Origin of the sequence: Endozoicomonas arenosclerae (assembly GCF_001562015.1) — a bacterium.
GTDB lineage: Bacteria > Pseudomonadota > Gammaproteobacteria > Pseudomonadales > Endozoicomonadaceae > Endozoicomonas_A > Endozoicomonas_A arenosclerae.
Genome location: NZ_LASA01000174.1, coordinates 1 through 18,639 on the forward strand (window position 1 = coordinate 1; position 18,639 = coordinate 18,639).

Consider the following 18,639-nt stretch of genomic DNA (forward strand, 5'->3'; position numbering starts at 1 on the left):
ACACAGTACGGATGCTTTTGTTTAACGTTTTAAATCCAGGAGGCAGGCCAAGATTAGGTCGCCCGGCCTAAGTTCCAGAAAGAATGGCCAGATTTTACGATGAATTCGTTAAATGGGTTAACTGTTCGCACGAATCCATTGAAGCTGCCTGAAGCAGCTTATGGCACTTATTTGTTCAACTGAATTTTTTCTCGGGCGCTATTCTTGGCCAATCACCTGGAAGAGTGCCGTTATGAATATATCCAGACCCAGGATGGCGGTTGCTGTATTGTCAGCAATTTATGCTTTCCCTTTCAGTGTTTTTGCCACAGGTGAGTCAACGACCGGTTCTTCTTTTACCGAAGTTTCAAGTTGTTCGGAATTATCCAGTACTGTTGACAGGGATGTCTGTGATCATCATTTGCTGGTTCTTCAGGCTTTGATCAGAGAGAAGAACAGTCAGTCTTCTACATCCACTTCAACTCCGTCACCCACCCCTTCTCCAATTCCAGAAACTGTCAAAATCAGAAAGATATCCAATGCATCAACCAGGCCGAGTCGTGAAGCTTTTGAAACGACCGGGCCAACATTGTTCATCTTTGATGCAGAGAGATCATCTGGACAAAGGCAGCCTGCTATTTATGAACTGCAACTATCAGAATCGCAAACCATTGGGTCAGAAGAACCATCACCTGGCAATAGTTTTGAGCTGCCTGATAATTCGGCTTTTGTGGGGAATGCAACCGATATTTTGCCAGAGTTTGTTATTGAGGGAGGCATACAGAATCATTACGTGATGTCAGCCCCCCATAATGACTCTGTCTATCATCTGGCGAATATCGAAATTGATTCCAGAAACCCTTTAGAGACAGGAAGTTCATCAACAATGGTACCCTCTGCCCTCCCCACACCGACCCCGGCTTCTCAGGATCATGTGCCTTCCGGTATTCTTGATCTCAGGGGGGCAGGTATCTTTGATGCAGATAACGTCAAGGTAGTGCTCGATCCGGCTGATAATAAGATGAGCTTAAACCCGGTAGAGTTGGGATGTACAAATAAGGCCAACGGTCGAGGAGCTGAAGAGCTTTTCGTCTATCGATTTACTCATTCTGAAATTGATCTATTGCTGGGTGAGCTATCAGCAACTTCAAGTGAGAACGCAGCTATCAAAGTTAGGTGTGGGCACAACATTGGTCACATCCAATTAACCATGAGAAACACTAGAACGGTCATATCTCTCCCAACTGTCAGCTCAAGTTCAGTCACAATGCCCACTTCAACACCAATGGAGAGTAGCCCACCAAAAAGCAGCGGGGTATTGTTTTCCATGCAATTAACGTCTCGGGAAAACGTCCTGAGTTTCGTCGACTCCACCTGTAACAGTATTGTTGACCAGTTTGGCAATGATATTTCGGTCGATCCGGGCAACCCTTCTAACCCTGACCACTATATGGGCGAAATAAGGGGCAGTAATTTCTGTCTGGGGATAGAAGAGAACCTGGTACAGGGTGCTTTTGGTTTAAAAGACCGGGAGCAGGCATGGGGCTGGTTGTTGGGTGATAACACCAATCAATATGGTTGCGGATCCTCACTGCAGAAAACCTATCGTGCCGGGTTTGCATCAGTCAGCCAATGGGCTGAAGCCGGTGTAAATGTCGCTTGTAACTGCCCTATGCCAACACCCACTTCAACAGTGGCTATGATGGAGGATACCAGCTCCATGGGATTGTCATTTACCGAAGGAGTTGATCAGACGACGACTCATGTACTTTCTACATCATCTGCCTCAACACAGGATTCTACCCAGGTACCCTACGCCTCCCCTACATCGTCTCCAGATACCGGCGCACTGGGGATGAACAACGGTACAGAAGGTTTGAGTACTCCTGATAAAGTGGGGATCGGTGTTGCAGGAGGCGTATTATTCGCTATCGATCAGGCCATTACACATACCTGGTTCCATCTTTCTAATCGTATCAAGCAAGCCTGGATAAGGTACACCAGTCAGGTGTTGGCAACGATATTTGGTGTGGGTATACCCGCCGTTCAGTTAGCACCAAAATGTGCTAGTGGGTTAAGAGGCAAGCCAGACAAAACACTGTTGTAGTTTGTCGTTGATAGCCTTATTCAGGTCTGTTTTAAGGGAAGAAAACAGACCTGAAATTTCAAGAGTGATGGATCATAGACTCAAAATGTTTAGCTTCCTGGGATGGAAGGATATTCACACTTTCTGTCTCCGGATCGAACACAATAGCCACTTCGCCGGCTTTCAGTAATCCAAGTACCTGCTGGATACGACTCTCCTGATCCCGATCAAAACCATTGTCGGTACCGTCACGGCTGACAAAGTCAGCAATCAGGTTGTTCAGCGTCTCTTTCTCCAGTTCCTGGTAAGGAATGATCATTCCTCAGCTCCTGCAGGTGATAACCATCAATTCAAAAAGGGCATTGTATCCTTTCTCGCAATGAGATGCAGAGGAGTATCCAGAGTTCTGGCTGAATACACCACGCTTTTCAGCTGGATGGGGATGGCAAACTTCTCAAGGGGCATTCAGATTCTGAGCAGTTACATCAAAAAAGAGCACTCTAAATCAGTTTTGATAATCTCAATTAACGGTGAATTCAGGCGTCAATAAACTCAGGCTCTGGATATTTAAAGACCACAACGTCGAAGCTGAGCACCATAATTAGAGGCTCGACTATGAACTTTCTTGGCAGTATTCAGCAGCCAGGGTTTCTTCTTGTGGCTGCTACGCTTATAGCCTCCCCAGCCTTCATGGTAATTCAGGTAAAGCAGATCCGCACGCCAGAGAGAAACCCCATTTACACGACGGGTTTTATGGGTATACCAGCCAATAAAATCAATGGCATCTGCAAAATCATCCCGACCTTTAAACCAACCGCCATTTTCTTTGAGATACATATCCCAGGTACCATCCTGAGCCTGGGGATAACCATAAGCTGATGAGTTTCTGGGCAACGGGATAAACAGGAACCAGGGGCGAGGAGGTCTTGCATCGTGACGGTAGGAAGACTCCTGATACATGATCGCCATCATGATCTGAATCGGAGTTCCCCATTTTTCATTGGCTTTTTTAGCGTGGCGGTACCAGCTGCGCTTTTCCTTGAAAATACTGCACAGATTATGGGGGTTGGAAGGCGGTGTTGTGCTGGCACAACCGGTCAGAAAAAGAAATCCTGCAATCGTTAAAATAAGTGCCAGCCCCCGTTTCACTTTATCACCTCTCTATTACGGCTATTGCTGCCATTCCTGCATCAGATTAACAAACTCATCTTCTGTAACGACACGAATGCCCAGACTTTGAGCTTTGGTCAGCTTGGATCCAGCTTTTTCCCCTGCCAGCAATGCGGTGGTTTTAGCTGAGACAGAACCAGTCACTTTGGCACCCAGTTTCTGAAGAGCCGCCTTGCCTTCATCACGGGTCATATTATGCAAGGTTCCGGTCAGAACCCAGACTTCACCTTCCAGTGGCTGTGCTACGTCTTCTTCCGGCTCAGCCTCATCTTCCCAGTGAACGCCCACTTTCAGGAGTTCATCAATCACTTCGAGATTATGTTCCTGCTGGAAGAACTTTTCGATATGAGCCGCCACAATAGGACCCACATCGTCCACTTCCTGCAACTGTTCTGTTGTAGCCGACTTGATGGCTTCAAGGTCACGATAATGAGACACCAGGCTCTGAGCGGTGGCTTCACCCACTTCCCGTATGCCCAGTCCGTAGATAAATCTGGCCAGCGTCGTTTTCTGGCTGACTTTAAGAGCACTCACCAGATTCGTAGCTGACTTTTTACCCATACGCTCAAGAGAAGCGATGGGATCAACCGTAAGCTTGTATAAATCGGCCACCGTGCTGACCAGTCCCTTCTCAACAAACTGTTCTACGAGCTTGTCGCCCAGGCCATCAATATCCATGGCCTTTCTGGAAGCAAAATGCTTGATGGCTTCCTTTCGCTGGGCAGAACAGTAGAGCCCTCCGGTACACCGTGCAGCAGCCTCATCATCCTGCTCCACTTCAGAATCGCAGACCGGGCAACGCTCTGGCAGCTCGATATCCCGGGCATCGTCAGGTCGACGATCCGGGATGGCACGAACCACTTTTGGAATCACATCACCGGCACGGTGAATCACCACCGTATCTCCAATTTTCAAGCCCAGACGAGCCACTTCATCCATATTATGAAGGGTTGCATTACTGACCGTAACACCACCGACAAACACCGGTTCCAGTCGAGCGACAGGCGTTATTGCTCCGGTTCTGCCCACCTGAAACTCAACGTCTTTGAGAACCGTCATTTCTTCCTGAGCAGGAAATTTGTGGGCGATGGCCCAACGAGGTGCACGAGCTACAAAACCTAACTGCTCCTGTTGAGCCAGACTGTTGACCTTGTAGACAATACCGTCAATTTCGTAGGGAAGACTTTCACGCTTCTCGCTCATTTGGGAGAAGTAGTCAGCGCAGGCAGATGCACCTGTGACCACACGAACTTCAGGATTGATTCTCAAACCCCAGGTTTTAAATCGCTCCAGAATGTCGGCATGTTTTTCCGGCAGCTCACCCCCTTCCACAATTCCGGCACTGTAGCAATACATGTCCAGAGGTCTTTTTGCGGTCACTTTTGAGTCCAGCTGACGCAAGCTGCCCGCTGCAGCATTTCGGGGATTCACAAAGACTTTTTCATCTCGGGTCTTCGCTCTTTGATTGAGCTTTTCGAAGCCTTCCTTCGGCATGAAAATCTCACCACGAACTTCCAGTCTTGCAGGCCAGTCATTACCCACCAGCTGAAGAGGAATCGAGCCAATGGTGCGAACATTCATGGTAATGTCTTCACCGGTTGTTCCGTCCCCGCGAGTGGCGCCTCTTACCAAAACACCATTCTCGTACAAAAGACTGACAGCAATGCCATCCAGCTTGGGTTCACAGGCGTATTCTACTTGTGAGCCGATTCCCAGACGCTCGCGCACCCGACGATCAAAATCATTGAGGTCATCTTCGTTGAAAGCATTGTCCAGAGACAGCATGGGCAACTCATGACGAATCTGCCCGAACTCTTTTAACGGCGCAGCGCCCACTCGTTGAGTGGGCGATTCGGGTGTAATCAGTTCCGAAAAATCCGCCTCAATGGACTTCAGCTTTTGCATCAGCCGGTCATAGCTGGCATCGGCTATCGTCGGGTCATCGAGAACATAATAACGGTAGTTATGATCATTAATCTGTTCACGCAGCCCCTGGACTTCCTGTTCTGCTTCCTTTAATGAGAGGGTGGTTTCGGTCATGATTCAATTACTTAAACAGCCCGGAAAAACAGCTAATGTCTTTTATGGTGTGAGTTGAATACAACATCACCAGAAAATACTTGCATTAATCAGGGCATTAATAAAAATTTCAGAGTTCGTTTGAATCGCACAGTTCAATTCAGCGAACTAAGAAATCCCCCGTGGAAACGGGGGATAGGAAAAGGGATGGTATTAATCAGCGAGCTTCTGGGTCAGCTGTTTTCTTTCAAAATCACGAATACGCTGACGATAATGCTCCAGTGTCTGCTGGGTCAGTACACTGAAATGCTCGTCTTTCAACTCCCCACCAAGATCCAGCGCCAACTGACGTACGGTTTCTTCCATCAGCATAAACGCCTTAAGCGGCTCTCTCGGACCTGGAAGACCCATAAAGATAGTAACAGCCGGTGTTTCTGTGGATTCCAGCTTGCCTATATCAAACGTGCCCGGTTCAACACCGTTGGCCATGCTGAACAGGATTTGGCCGGTTCCGTCTTTGTGAGCATAGCGATGGAAAATAGACATATCGCCGTAACGCATTCCGGATGACAGCAAGCTCTGAAGCAGTCTGGAACCATCAAAGCTCTCGCCACCTTTGGCCAACAGATTAATAACCAGAATTTCACTGGCAGCAGGCCTGTCCGCGAGCTTTTCCTGATTAGCAGGACGGCTCTTCTCAACCCTTGCCGGTTTGGGTTCTGCCCTGGATTCTGCCTTGGGGGGTTCAACCACAGGAGGAGCTACTCTCTCAGGTTCTTCCATCATTTCCGCTCTGGCCACTCTGGGTTCCTGAGCAGGCTCAGGCTCTTCAACCCTGATGTGTTCTTTAACAACTGTTCGAGGCTCAGTAGTCAGTGGTTCCGGCGCTTCATCCACCTGTGTCAGAACTGGAACCGGTTCTGGCTCATTGCAAGTTTCCGGAATATCAAAATCCTGCGTTCGCTCGGGAGCTTTTGCAACAGGCTCCCGCTGCATTGCTTCGGATTCAAGACTGGAGATTTCCGGCTCAATTCGATCGCGTACCGGCGTATGAGCCGGCTCTTCCGATGAACGAACCCAATTCTTTACTGTCTCCAGCTTCTGGGTATGACCACCCTGTTTTCTGGCCCCGCCATTAGGCAGCTCACTGCCAAAGTCGTTTTCATTGCCCTTAACGTCTTCCAGACCAAAAGAAAGTTCTGACGCTCTTTTTCTAGCCAGACGCATACGGCGGTACCCATCAGCCAGAACGCCGATAATGACGACGATTCCGATTACTACCAACCATTCTCGTAAACTCATGTCCATGCCGCCTGTTTACCCGATGGATTGTTGCCGCCTGAAAATCAACAACCCGAAAACGCAAAAATCTGAAAATTATTAATTGGTGAAAGTGTAATCATGTTACAACAAAAATATTTGTAATCAGACTGTTGTTTATGATTATTGATGAAACATTATTCTAATTTACACTTTCACAACACTATCCGTTAAACGTCAGGGCAAATAAATTAAGCGCCCTGACCTACAACTCTATTCTGGCGAGTATTTGCCATCCCTTCAAGCGCAAACCCCGATTTATCAACGAATTACAACTCGGCCATGGCCGCTGCTTCTTCCACATCCACCGAAACCGGTCTGGATACACCGGGTTCCTGCATGGTAACACCCACCAGCTGGCTGGCTGCCTGCATGGCTATCTTGTTGTGAGTGATGTAGATGAACTGCACCTTGTCACTCATCTCTGACACCATTTTTGCATAGCGGCCCACGTTGGCATCATCCAGAGGTGCGTCTACCTCATCAAGCATACAGAAGGGTGAAGGGTTCAACTGGAAGATGGCAAAGACCAGGGCAATCGCCGTCAGGGCTTTCTCACCACCGGACAGCAGGTGAATAGTACTGTTCTTCTTACCAGGAGGCTGCGCCATAATGGCAACACCGGTATCCAGCAAGTCCTCACCCGTCAGTTGCAGGTAGGCCTGGCCACCACCAAACACTCTTGGGAACAGTTCCTGAAGACCCGTGTTCACCTTATCAAAAGTGGTTTTAAAACGCTGACGGGTTTCACGGTCAATTTTGCGAATGGCATTTTCCAGCGTTTCCAGAGCAGACTCCAGATCATCGTTCTGGGCATCCAGGTAAGTCTTGCGCTCCGACTGGGTTTCATACTCTTCGATAGCGGCAAGGTTAATGGCACCAAGTCGCTCAATACGAGCCTGCAAGCGCTCAAGCTCCTGCTCCCAGACGTTTTCGGAAGCTTCTTCTGGCATATTGGCCAGCACCGTATCCAGATCAAACTGATCTTCCCTCAGCTGATCAGACAACGTTGTACGTCTAACCTGCATCCCCTGCCAGTCCATCCGTAACTTTTCGAGTCTTGAACGGGCGGTTTGTGCTTTCTGTTCGGCAGACTGACGGCTTTTTTCCATCTGCTGAAGACGCTGCTCTACTTCTTCCAGTTCGCTGCGGGCTTTTTGCATGGCCTCTTCTTCTTCCAGCCTTCTGGCCAGAAGAATTTCCAGCTGTTCCTGCAGTTCGCCTTCTGGAGAGTGGGATTCTGAAAGAGATGCCTGCAGCAACTCTCTGCGTTCACGGAGCTTGGTGGCTTGCTGGCTGAGACGCTCAATAGCAGCCCGCAAAGACTCCACCTGACTGTTAATGGTTTGCTGTCTCAGAGCTAGCTGGTGCAAACGATCTTTATCCTGACGGGAACGCTGACGAACCTGCTCCAGCTTTTCTCTGCCCCGTTCTCTTTTTTCCAGCAGGTCTTCTTTCAGACCACTGTCCATTTCCATACGGTCCAGTGCTTCCTGAAGCCGTAATCGGGACTCGCCAATACTTTCCTGCTCTGCCTGGCTGAGCTCCTGACACTCAGTAATTTCATGTTGCAGACGGGCACGCCGCTCGGAAAACTGTTCCAGTCTGACTTTCCTGGCACCCAGATCGGCCCTGACTTCGCCCTGGGAGCGATTCAATTCGGTAATCTGTTGCTGAGTCTGCTGACGACGACTCTCCAGTTGTTCTGACTGAACTTTAACGTCAGACAGTCGCTCTTCAACCTGATGACTGAGCGACTCCAGCTCTTCCATTCTCAGACCCAGCGATTCCAGCTCTTGCTGACGGGCCAGGACACCGGAGTTATTATCCGTTTCACGGCAAACCCTGAGCCAGTTTCTGGACAACCAGATACCATCACGGGTTACGATCGATTCGTGAGATTGCAAGGAACTGCGTGCAGCAAGTGCACTTTCAAGGGAGTCACTGACATAAATACCAGACAACAACCCTTGCGCTTCATTACCGGCTTGAACCTTACCCGCCAGAGCCTGCAATTCGCCTCTGGCTTGTGTTGAAACCTGATGGGCTGAAGCATCCAGCAATACAGCTGCACCCTGCTCAAGAGAACCCAATAGCCCTGCTACCGGATCAAGGTTATCCACACATAGAGCCTGCAGACTGTCGCCAAGAMCCGTTTCAACCGCCAGTTCCCAACCTTTTTCCACCTGCAGTTTTTCTGCCAGCCTGGGCGCTGATTCCAACCCATGCTGTTCCATCCAGACCATGACACCCGTGTCCTGGCCCATGGCTGCCTGCTGCAAAGCTTCCAAAGAAGCATGGCGACCACGGATCATACTCAGCTCATTACGATGGCTGTCACGATCTTCCTGCAACTGGTCAAACTGAAGACGGTTTTCTTCAATGTCTGCCGTCACTTCTTCCAGCTTCAACTCGTGAGTTTCACGGGTCAGTTCAAGCTCAGTCAGTTTTTCTGAAAGCAGCTCCATCTCTTCGAGGTCTTCCCCTCCACCGAGACTGTTGCTTTCTTCTTTCAAACGTTGTTCACGTTCCTGCAATCGTTCAAGAACGGTTTCAGCATGCTGTATCCGCGACTGCTCAACTTCTGCAGCTTTTTGGGGCTCATGGGAACGCTGGTTGAACTGGTCCCACTCCTGCTGAAGACGATGTACTTCTTCTTCAACCTGAGCCAGAGAATCACCCGACATGTATTCCTGCTCCTGAAGCATTTCCAGTTCAGGTTCAATCTGCAGCTTTTCTTCTTCCAGCATTTCCAGCTGGGTCTGGTCTTCCGACATCTGCTCACGGGCTTCCTGCCAGCTCTGATCCAGCTGTTGCAGATCATGGCTCAGCTCTTTGGCTCGTTCTTCTTTATGACGCAGAGTCTGTTCAATTCGGGTAATTTCATTCCCGGTGCCGTAATACTTGGCCTGGGTTTCATGGAATTGGTCACTTAATTCCATTTGCAGGGCACGGTCTTTCTCCATACCGGCATCAGAGGAACGCTGGTCACTGACCGCCGCTTCCAACTGAACTTCCAGCTCGGAAATAACGTGTTCCTGGTTCCGCACCTTTTCATCAATGCCTTGCCAACGCAGAGCCTGAAGCTGGGCCTTTTTCAGTCGCTCATCGGCTTTATATTCTTTGTACTTTTCTGCGGCCTCGGCCTGCCTTTGCAAATGACCCAGACGACGACCCAGTTCTTCCCGAAGGTCAGTCAGACGCTCAAGGTTCTCATTGGTTCGACGGATTCTATTCTCGGTCTCACGGCGACGCTCCTTGTATTTGGAAATACCCGCCGCTTCTTCAATAAAAACCCGAAGCTCTTCCGGTTTGGATTCAATCAGTGTAGAGACGATACCCTGACTGATAATGGAATAACTGCGTGGGCCAAGACCGGTCCCGAGAAAGATGTCCATAACATCCTTCCGGCGGCACTTGTTGCCATTAAGGAAATAGAAGTTCTTGGCTTCCGAGGTCAGCATCCTGCGGACAGAAATCTCGCTGTAGGCGGCGAATTCGCCTGTGACCCGGCCTTCGTTATTATCGAAAATCAGTTCGACTGTGGCCTTAGCGGCTGGCTTACGACTGTTTGAACCCTTGAAAATAACGTCCGTCATGGACTCGCCACGAAGGTGCTTGGCAGAGGACTCACCCATTACCCAGCGTACAGCATCAATAATATTGGACTTGCCGCAGCCATTAGGGCCAACAACACCGCACATATTGGATGGGAAATGAACCGTTGTGGGATCCACAAAGGATTTAAAACCGGCCAGTTTGATCGATTTAAGACGCATCTTTTCCTTAATTCATAGCTATCAGGGCCACAGCTGCCTGGTTATCGGTAAAAAAGCTTGTTTTCAGTCAAAAACTGCTTTTGATCAACAAGCCGTTGAAGACTTTTCCGGTGGCCCCAGAGGCTGCTTGGAAAGCAGCCTCTTAATCCCTGTCCCCGAAGATATTCCCTTTGAGGCTGACCGAGGCCATACCTCCAATAACAACAACTCTGTCTAACCTCTACGAGTGTACACAGAATCGGCCCGTCAGGAAAAGTCGTTCTAACCGAAAGCTTCGACCATCAGCCTTCAGGCAAGTTCAGTATATCTCGACCCCGACCTGAAAGAGCATCAATTCACAGGCTTCTATAGCTCAATACTGTGGACAGTTTTTCGAGAACCTAATGCACATGCGGCAAGGCCTGTGCTGTAGGGGGTGGTATTTAATTGCAAGTCTGGGGTACCGGAGACTTGCCTAAAAGTATCCTATAAAACCACAGCCCCCGGAATCACTGAGTAAAAACTGTCCGAAGTATTGATAGCTTGTCTCTGGTTTTTAAATTAAGAAATCTTGGGGGCTTGCCCCCGAGTGCAACTTAGAAATCCCGGTTGGCCGAAGGCCAATCAAATCGGCGTAAGCTCGGTCGCTTGCGGCCGAGTAGTCGATTTGAAGGGGTTTCTTAACCCGGTCAGTAGTGATTGATAATGCTCCTGAACATAGACCTTTTTACCCCATCATTGTTCAACATTGTTGTTTCCTTGCAAATATTTACCCACTATAATTGCGGTCAAAATAACAAGGTAAAATTGCCCCATAAGACCAACCAAGATGCATGCTTTTTGTGCTATAGGTGTAACGGGTAATATTTCTCCGTAGCCGACTGTAAGCAACGTGATAAACGAAAAGTACAGAATTGTACCTTCCTTTGATATTCCTGCTTCTGACGAAATCCCTTGGATTGAGCCGGGGTAAAAATATTCGATGCTCATAAAGATACTGAAAGCAACCATGCCTAAAGAAGTGTAACCCGCCATCAAACCGATTATTACGGATCTGTCTATCTTTGTAGCATGCCACTCTTGCGTAACAATCAAGAAGGCAACGATAGAATAAAACAGTAAATAACAAATCACCTGTATTTGCGGGGTCAGTTTTGGATCGATACAATATGGTGTTATCAGCTCTGAAGTAACTGATGCAGTAAGTAAAAAAAGGAGTATGCATAAGAGCTTTGGGTATTCCTTTGCCAACAGCATTCCCGCGCATACATTGAGAATATAAAAGATCGATAGAAGAAACTCCTCAAAGATCATTTCTGAAATGAACAATGATTCAAAAAGAACCAACAATAACGTTCCGAAAAATATTTCAAATCGTTTCTTATATATCAGAGCCATATTTGTCAAAATCGCTTTGCTACTTACAAGCATTCAATTCCAGTCACCGCCTAAAGCAAGATATAGGTTGACCCGAGCATCGAGTTGTTGCCGCTGGAGTGCGATCCACTGAGATTGACGTTGAAATACGCGCTGCTGGATTTGGCTGAGTTCCAAAAGATCAATATCTCCCGTTTCCTGTCGTAATTGCGCAATCTTGTAAGCTTTCTCCGCTGTAATGTAGGCCTCATGCGCGTTACTCACACGCAGGCCCAAACTTTCGTTTGCATCAAGTTGTGTTTCAACTTCATTGAAGACCTCAAGTGCCTTTTGACCATAAGATGCAATCGCCGCCTTTTGCCTAGCGTTAGCCGCTTCAACTTGGGCTTTTAAGCGCCCGCTGTCAAATATCGGGGCAAGCAGTGATGTGCCAAGGCTCCATGATAAGTTGCTAGGGTCCAAGGCGTTTTTCAGCGAATTGGAAGCACCACCAAGATTACTTGTCAGATTCAAGTTTGGTAGGAGTGCTGCTTTAGCTTCAGATACACGATTAAATGCTGCTGCAACTCGGCGTTCTGCTGCTACAACATCAGGGCGTCGTTCCAAAATTTCAGCTGGCAATCCTGCGGGGGGCGGTGGAGGTACTTCAGGTAATGAGGCTGTTAGCCTCAACTGTGCACTGGGATATCGACCTAACAACAGCTCCAGTGAGCGTTCTGCATCCCGTTCGGATTTGCGTACTGCGTTTAAGCGCTCTTTGCCAGCCGCCAAATCAGATTCGGCCACATTGACATCTTGCTGTGAAACCAGCTGTTCTTGTGCCTGTAGTTTCACAATATCCAAAATGCGCTGTAATGTTGCCACGGTCTCTTCATTGATTTGTACTTGTTGCTGTGCTTCTTTAACAAGGAAATAACCCCTTGTCACTGCGGCTGCCAATGAAGATCGTGCAAACTGATAATCTAATTGCTGTGCTTGTAAGTCCGCTGTTGCTGCATTCTCACCTGCCGCCAGTCGACCCCAGACATCAACTTCCCAGCTGACTTGCAGGCCCGCATTCACATTGCCTGCATTACTGCTCCCTTTAACCAGGCCATCCTTTTTTCCACCAAGTGATAGATTAACAGTTGGTAGAAGCGCAGCAGCACTTTGTTTGTTAAGTGCCAGTGCACGTTCTACATTGGCTGCGGTTACTTGTAAATTGCGATTTTGCTTTTCAGCTTCTTCAACCAGTTTAGAAAGCGCTTTATCGTGGAAACTCACGACCCAGTTATTTACAACTTGTCCAGCAATACTCTGCTCCTGCCAATTTTCCGGTAGTTGAGGAATGTTGTTTTTTCCTAAACCAGCAGGTACAGGTGTCGTACCACATGCACTTAAGCCCAGTGCACAAAAGAAAATAATTGCTATTTTCGAATGTTTCACAGTGATTCTTCCTCTATTTTTTTATTGCGTGTAAAGACAACATATAGACACGGAACAATCAGTAACGATAAGAATGTGGCTGCAGTTAAGCCGCTTATGACAGTCAAACCTAACGGAAGCCACATTTTCTGACTTAACGTTAGCGGTAACATACCGACAATGGTGGTAATAGAGGTTGTGATTACGGGGCGTAATCGATCCGCAGCGCCTCTTGAAGCTGCGTCTGCAATGCTGTAGTTCTTCTTCCTGTATCCGTTCATCGTATCAATAATGACAATGCTGTCATTCACTACGATACCTACCAAAGCAATAACACCAACCATAGCCATGAATGAGAACGGCACGCCAAATAACGTCAACCCAAAAAATGTTCCCGTCAGGGCTAATGGAATAGCAGACATAACGATCAAGGGTTGCAAGAAGCTATCAAATTGCATTACTAATAGAGCAAAGACGAGGAACAAGGCAATGTTCAACATGATTCCTGCTGAGCCAAAAACCTCTGCACTGTCTTCTGCCTCACCGCTAAAGACATAGCGGTACCCATCTGGCCAATCTTTCTGAAGTTCATCTAACTTAGGCTTTATGTCGGCAAGAATCTCACCAGCAGTACGATTAATGTTATCCGACAATATCGTTACAGCTCGTTTGCCGTCACGGTGAAGGATCGCGATAGGGGATTCGGTAATATCAATATCAACTAACGAAGAAACAGGAATATGTTTACCTTCAGGGGTTGTGACACCCAGCAAATATGTCTCAAACGTGTTTGTTGGCCCTCCGATTTCTTCGCCTCTGCTTGGCCAGCCATAACCCATGTGGATTTTGATATCTTCTTCAATATCACCAACGACAAATTTGCCAATTTCATCACTATTCATCATCATACGAATCTGATCAGCCAGGTCATCATTGGTGATATTGTAGAAATTCAATGCTTCAGCCTTAGGTGTTGCCTTTAAATCCAACGAAGGCAAACCAAGATTCTGACGAACGTTTTCAGTGCCCTTGATCGTTTTCAATTCACTAACAATTAGATCGGCAATATCACGCAACGCTTCCATATCGTCGCCAATGATTTCGATTTGAACTGGCGACCCAGGACTTGCACCACCAACAGAAGGTGTCAGCAACAACTCTCCTCCGGGGCAGGCATCCATAACTTTATGTATTTCGGATGCCAGCTCAGGCATATATTCAAAGCCGAGCTTAGAGCGTTCAGTATTAGGAACAAGGATGGCAGTAAAGCCGACAAAGCTTAAGCTTTTAGTCGGTTGCAACTGATCAGCTGGCGTCGGCGTAGAGAAAGGACTCTTTTCACCGACATACTTGGTTACGCTGTCCAGGTAATCCAGTTGGCGTAGTTGTTTACCAACAGCGTCCGCACAGTACTGAGCAGAAGCCATAGATGCGTCAGGCTCCAGCTCGATCAAAATACCGGTATTGCGGCCGTCACCTTTTGGCATCATCTCTGTAGGCAAGGTTAAAAACACGCCCAAACTACCACCAAAAACCAACAGTGCCACACCAATCCAGACAAGCGAGGACCTTCTGCTATTGGTAAAACGTCTGGAGAGTAATCCGGCCAAGCGATTACTTAAGCGCTCACTGACAATGTCAATTTTAGTCTTTTTAACTTTAGTGCCAGGCTTAGGAAGTACGTAGCGTGATAAAGGAATACACAACAATAGAGCGACGATGTAAGCTGCAACCAAACAAGCAATGGCAGTCATTGGCATAGGTTTAATGAACTTACCTGTGGCTCCGGCAATACCCAGTAGAGGCGCCATTGCAAAGATTGTGGTGAGCTGTCCGGTTAATGCGGGTATAGCATATTGCTTAATAGTAGCCAAAGCTGAGCTACCAAAATTCTTCCCTTTGACAAACATGTTGTCATGCATGCCTTCCATCATCAGAATAAATACGTCAACTAATAGACCTAAAGCGATGACCATGCCGATGATAACAATTTGATTGAGCGTATAACCCATCAAGGCTATCACAATGAGTCCACCGGCAAATGCAATAGGGATTGCCAAACCAGCCACCAAGGCCTCTCGCCACGTCAAACTGAAAAACAGTATGACAAACACAGCAAGCATCGCTTGCCAGCCGTTGTTAAATACGTTCTTTAGATCACGTAAAATATTCTCTGACTCATCAACAACAACAGCATAGTCAATACTCTCCGGCCAATTTGTACTAGCTTTTTGCTCGTCGAGAACTTTCTGTGCGAGCTGAATAATATCGATGGTGTCACCACCCGCACGCTTGATCAGTGAAACTTCAACTGCACGGGCAAAATCATCATTATGTTGACTAAAGAAGGTACGTGTACGTTCCTCAGCTTCGGTAATTGTTACCTCTGCAATTTCACCTAAATGGACCACACGTCCACTGGAAGTTCGATGAACTGGTAGCTCCTGGAGTTGTTCAACGTTACGATAACGTCCTGTTAAGCGAAATGTAGCGCCGTTAACATCTTCACCATCAAAGTTACCCCAAGGCATATCAAGGTTTGCTTGTTGAACAGCATTGCGGATGGCTATAGGCGATAAACCCAGAGCGGCTATACGAGGGCCAATCAAACGGATCATGACGATTTCTTCACGATCACCTGAAATTTTTGTTTTATTAACGCCTGGAATTCTGTCCAGTTCTTTCTTTAGATTTTTCGCCAGTGCAGTCAATTCAGGTAATTCAGAATTGCCAAACAAACGGATACTATAGATAGGCGAATCATTCACACTAACTTGTGTGACAGAAGGTTTATCTGCTTCTTTAGGTAACTTGCCTTCTGCTTCGCTGACTTTTGTTCTCACACGAGCAATGGCATCCCTTGGTTCAACACCACTTCTGAATTCAACTGAGATAACAGAATAACCAGAAAATGAACCACTTCTTATCCTCTTTAAACCCTTCAAACTTTTAAGTTCTTTTTCTAGTTTGTTGGTAATCTCCTGTTCAATAGTTTGAGAATCGCCACCAGCCCATACTGTTGTAATATTTGCATTAGCCATAGACATGTCAGGCATAGATTCCTTGACCATGTTGCTGCCAGATAACCAGCCACCAATGACTAGTATGAGTAATAAGAGCTTGGCAAAGGTTGTTTTTAGAAAAAATGTCGTATTAAAGAATGACGGTTTATCCGCCTGAACGTCACTATTCATTGGCGCTCCCCTCTTTATCCAGCTTTGGTATGCCAACTACTTTTAAGGGTGAACCGGGTTTCAGGCGAGTTTTACCTTTTGTAACGACTTGCTCTCCCAATTTCAGACCTTCAAGGACTTCAATGGTATTAAATCCAAAAAGGCCAATGGAAAGCTCTCTACGTTCTGCTTTGCCATCGTTTTTGACGACGTAGGCGTAATATTTTGCGTTCTTTGTAATTAATGCGTTCAAAGGAATAACAGTTGCATTCTCTTTACGGCCAACTTCAATCAAGGTGGTCACGAAATCACCGTCGATAAGATTTAGGTTTTCAGTTTGATCACCCTTTATCCTGACTCGCACAGAACGATCTTTTGGATTCACAGCAGGGCTAACAGACAGAATTTGAGCAGGCGTAAGGTACCCCTGGAGTGAGCTCAAGGACGTGGAATGTGCAAATCGCAATTGGGCAAGAGTCTCTTGACCCAGAAGATATGCGTTTTGTCCAGCTTCCACGCGATTACCTGAAAATATCGGGAGATCGACAACAATTTCAAATGAAGTCGGATCAATGATGACCAAAGGTGCTGTTCGGGTCGCACTCTCAATGCTTGTTGGGTCAAATTGCTGCTGAGAGTAGTACATGCCTTCACTTATGTTTATAAAGGCGACTTGACCATCAAACGGGGCTCTCAGCTGCTTTTCAGCAAGTCCTGACTGTGTTTCATCTATTCTGGCTTCCGCAATTTGAACAGCAGCTAAGGCTTGTTCATAGGCAGCTTTAAGTTGCTCAAATCGACTTCCGGCAATAGCTCCTCCTGCTTGCAAACGTTTTGCTCGATCGTAGTCGCTTTTGGCTTTGCGATGCACGGAACGCGCATTATCCAGGTTTGCCCTTGCTGTAAGCATGGACGCATTGTTTCGACGATGGTCTAGCTCAGCTAACAATTCTCCGCTTTTTACGGCATCGCCCTCTAACAAGGGCCCGCCTGACGGGCTGCTCTTTACGAAATCAACACGCCCTGTTCCCTGAAAGACCAGATAATCACGGCGAGTTGACTGGATCGTGCCTTCTCCGAATTCAAATTCACTGATTGAATGAGTTTCAGCCTTTGCGGTTTCTACCAGAATGCTGGTTTGTAATTCTGTAGCAAAGTCTGCCGCGCTATAAAAAGAGCAAGCAGCCCATAGAAGGACGCTACTCATATGAAGCGGGCTAAACGTACTGTTTTTTTGATAAAAGTATTCAATTAGTCGATTCATTCTGAAAGCCAAACCTTAAAATTGTTGCTTCAACCTGAATTAATAGACTAATGCCTATTAAATTTGAGGCTCTTCAGGGATATATGTGAGTACACAGAAGCGGTTTTGGGATAAAAGCACTAGTGAATGAATTCTGGTAGATTTTTTATTCTACACACAAAAAAGAATCATCCCTAATACCGATACAAACTAACCTCAAAAATTTCACAAGTTCAAGTCATTTGTTGATCAGGATGTAAAGCTCGACTTCTATCAGGGTTCCCGCATATTGCATCACACCGCCTGAATCGCTGATTACGCAGTGTCGGCATTTGCGCTCGCACTTTTTTCCAGCTTTTGGCCCCATAGCTGAGCGTGGCAAAACAACGCTGCCTTACACTGGCGACATTACGAATATTCAAACCCGGTAAGGCTGGCTCTACCTCTCTGTTTTCATTGATCTGTGCTCACGGTCTGTCGTGGGCTGATCCATGAGTAACAGGATGACCGCGACGCTGGTGACAGACTGTCTGCAGACGGCTATGTGGAAGCGCAGGCCATGCTGGTGCATAGTGATCGTGGCAGCCAGTATGTCTCAGAGCGCTACCAGAACTTGTTGAGCGACAATGAGTTTGTCTACAGCATGAGTCGCAAAGGTAATTGCTGGGATAATGCACAACAACTTGCCGAGGCAGCGTAAAAAAGCGTCCGGAAAACTCTTGCCATATCCGTCGAATATTGACCGCCAGAACCGGATCAATACCCGTTGACACAGGAAGGGGGGGATAAGAGAAAGAAGGCTTTATGGCCCATTATCGCCTCATACATAAATATGTTGCGAGAAAGGTCAGTCCGCCCGTGATGCCAGCGACCACTAGGGAACCTGCGAATAAGTCCCTGATCATGAGATAATAATCTCAGCAGCTTGATCAGAGGTAGTCATGGACCAACAACTCTCTTTTTCCGACAGTGAATTCAGCCAGAAGCGACGCAGAACTCGTAGGGAAATTTTTCTTGAAAGAATGGAGGTTCTGATTCCATGGAAACGCTTAGAGGCCGTAATCGAGCCCTATTACCCTAAGCGTGGCAACGGAAGACCTCCTTATCCTC

At 47.2% G+C, this 18,639-nt stretch carries 11 protein-coding genes and 1 pseudogene; 3 read left to right on the forward strand and 9 right to left on the reverse strand.

The features are described 5' to 3' along the window. Positions 1–232 precede the first annotated feature (232 nt). Positions 233–2,086 carry a hypothetical protein gene (locus WG89_RS25625; RefSeq protein ID WP_062270514.1) on the forward strand — a complete coding sequence of 618 codons (1,854 nt, stop codon included), beginning with the start codon at positions 233–235 and terminating at the stop codon, positions 2,084–2,086. Positions 2,087–2,144: 58 nt separating this feature from the next. Here the strand turns inward: WG89_RS25625 and WG89_RS25630 are convergent, their stop codons facing one another. From WG89_RS25630 to WG89_RS25670, 9 genes are all read right to left on the reverse strand, one after another. Beyond that, positions 2,145–2,384: a YheU family protein gene (locus tag WG89_RS25630; RefSeq protein WP_062270515.1), complete on the reverse strand. Its 240-nt coding sequence runs from the start codon at positions 2,382–2,384 to the stop codon at positions 2,145–2,147. Positions 2,385–2,632: 248 nt separating this feature from the next. Then, positions 2,633–3,214, reverse strand: a complete 582-nt coding sequence (locus WG89_RS25635; RefSeq protein ID WP_079254053.1) for a transglycosylase SLT domain-containing protein — start codon at positions 3,212–3,214, stop codon at positions 2,633–2,635. Between the two features lie 21 nt (positions 3,215–3,235). Beyond that, positions 3,236–5,275 carry an NAD-dependent DNA ligase LigA gene (gene ligA / locus WG89_RS25640; protein ID WP_062270516.1) on the reverse strand — a complete coding sequence of 680 codons (2,040 nt, stop codon included), beginning with the start codon at positions 5,273–5,275 and terminating at the stop codon, positions 3,236–3,238. Positions 5,276–5,467: 192 nt separating this feature from the next. Further along, on the reverse strand, positions 5,468–6,556 hold the full coding sequence (zipA, locus tag WG89_RS25645; protein ID WP_062270517.1) for a cell division protein ZipA: 1,089 nt from the start codon (positions 6,554–6,556) through the stop codon (positions 5,468–5,470). Between the two features lie 287 nt (positions 6,557–6,843). After that, positions 6,844–10,353 (reverse strand): chromosome segregation protein SMC, encoded by a 3,510-nt coding sequence (gene smc / locus WG89_RS25650; protein WP_062270518.1) that lies wholly within the window; start codon positions 10,351–10,353, stop codon positions 6,844–6,846. A gap of 714 nt (positions 10,354–11,067) precedes the next feature. Further along, on the reverse strand, positions 11,068–11,763 hold the full coding sequence (locus tag WG89_RS25655) for a potassium channel family protein (RefSeq protein WP_062270519.1): 696 nt from the start codon (positions 11,761–11,763) through the stop codon (positions 11,068–11,070). After that, positions 11,764–13,134 carry an efflux transporter outer membrane subunit gene (locus WG89_RS25660; protein WP_062270520.1) on the reverse strand — a complete coding sequence of 457 codons (1,371 nt, stop codon included), beginning with the start codon at positions 13,132–13,134 and terminating at the stop codon, positions 11,764–11,766. It abuts the gene before it with no gap. Next, on the reverse strand, positions 13,131–16,307 hold the full coding sequence (locus WG89_RS25665; protein ID WP_062270521.1) for an efflux RND transporter permease subunit: 3,177 nt from the start codon (positions 16,305–16,307) through the stop codon (positions 13,131–13,133). The genes WG89_RS25660 and WG89_RS25665 overlap by 4 nt, the downstream gene beginning before the upstream one ends. Then, entirely contained in the window at positions 16,300–17,550 is a 1,251-nt protein-coding gene (locus tag WG89_RS25670; RefSeq protein WP_062270522.1) for an efflux RND transporter periplasmic adaptor subunit, read from the reverse strand. Before WG89_RS25670 ends, WG89_RS25665 begins: the two co-directional genes overlap by 8 nt. Positions 17,551–17,924: 374 nt before the next feature. On the opposite strand from WG89_RS25670, the pseudogene WG89_RS32360 reads away from it, so the two are divergent. Then, positions 17,925–18,205: pseudogene (locus tag WG89_RS32360) on the forward strand (DDE-type integrase/transposase/recombinase); the annotation flags it as partial. 265 nt (positions 18,206–18,470) lie between these two features. After that, a partial coding sequence (locus WG89_RS32365) for a transposase (RefSeq protein ID WP_062260605.1) occupies positions 18,471–18,639 on the forward strand: 169 nt, incomplete at its 3' end.

Excerpts from the sequence above, each read along its gene's own strand:
- WG89_RS25625 (WP_062270514.1), top strand. The coding sequence starts at position 233 with ATGAATATATCCAGACCCAGGATGGCGGTTGCTGTATTGTCAGCAATT.
- WG89_RS25655 (WP_062270519.1), bottom strand. The coding sequence starts at position 11,763 with ATGCTTGTAAGTAGCAAAGCGATTTTGACAAATATGGCTCTGATATAT.
- WG89_RS25630 (WP_062270515.1), bottom strand. The coding sequence starts at position 2,384 with ATGATCATTCCTTACCAGGAACTGGAGAAAGAGACGCTGAACAACCTG.
- WG89_RS25670 (WP_062270522.1), bottom strand. The coding sequence starts at position 17,550 with ATGAATCGACTAATTGAATACTTTTATCAAAAAAACAGTACGTTTAGC.
- zipA (WP_062270517.1), bottom strand. The coding sequence starts at position 6,556 with ATGAGTTTACGAGAATGGTTGGTAGTAATCGGAATCGTCGTCATTATC.
- ligA (WP_062270516.1), bottom strand. The coding sequence starts at position 5,275 with ATGACCGAAACCACCCTCTCATTAAAGGAAGCAGAACAGGAAGTCCAG.
- WG89_RS25665 (WP_062270521.1), bottom strand. The coding sequence starts at position 16,307 with ATGAATAGTGACGTTCAGGCGGATAAACCGTCATTCTTTAATACGACA.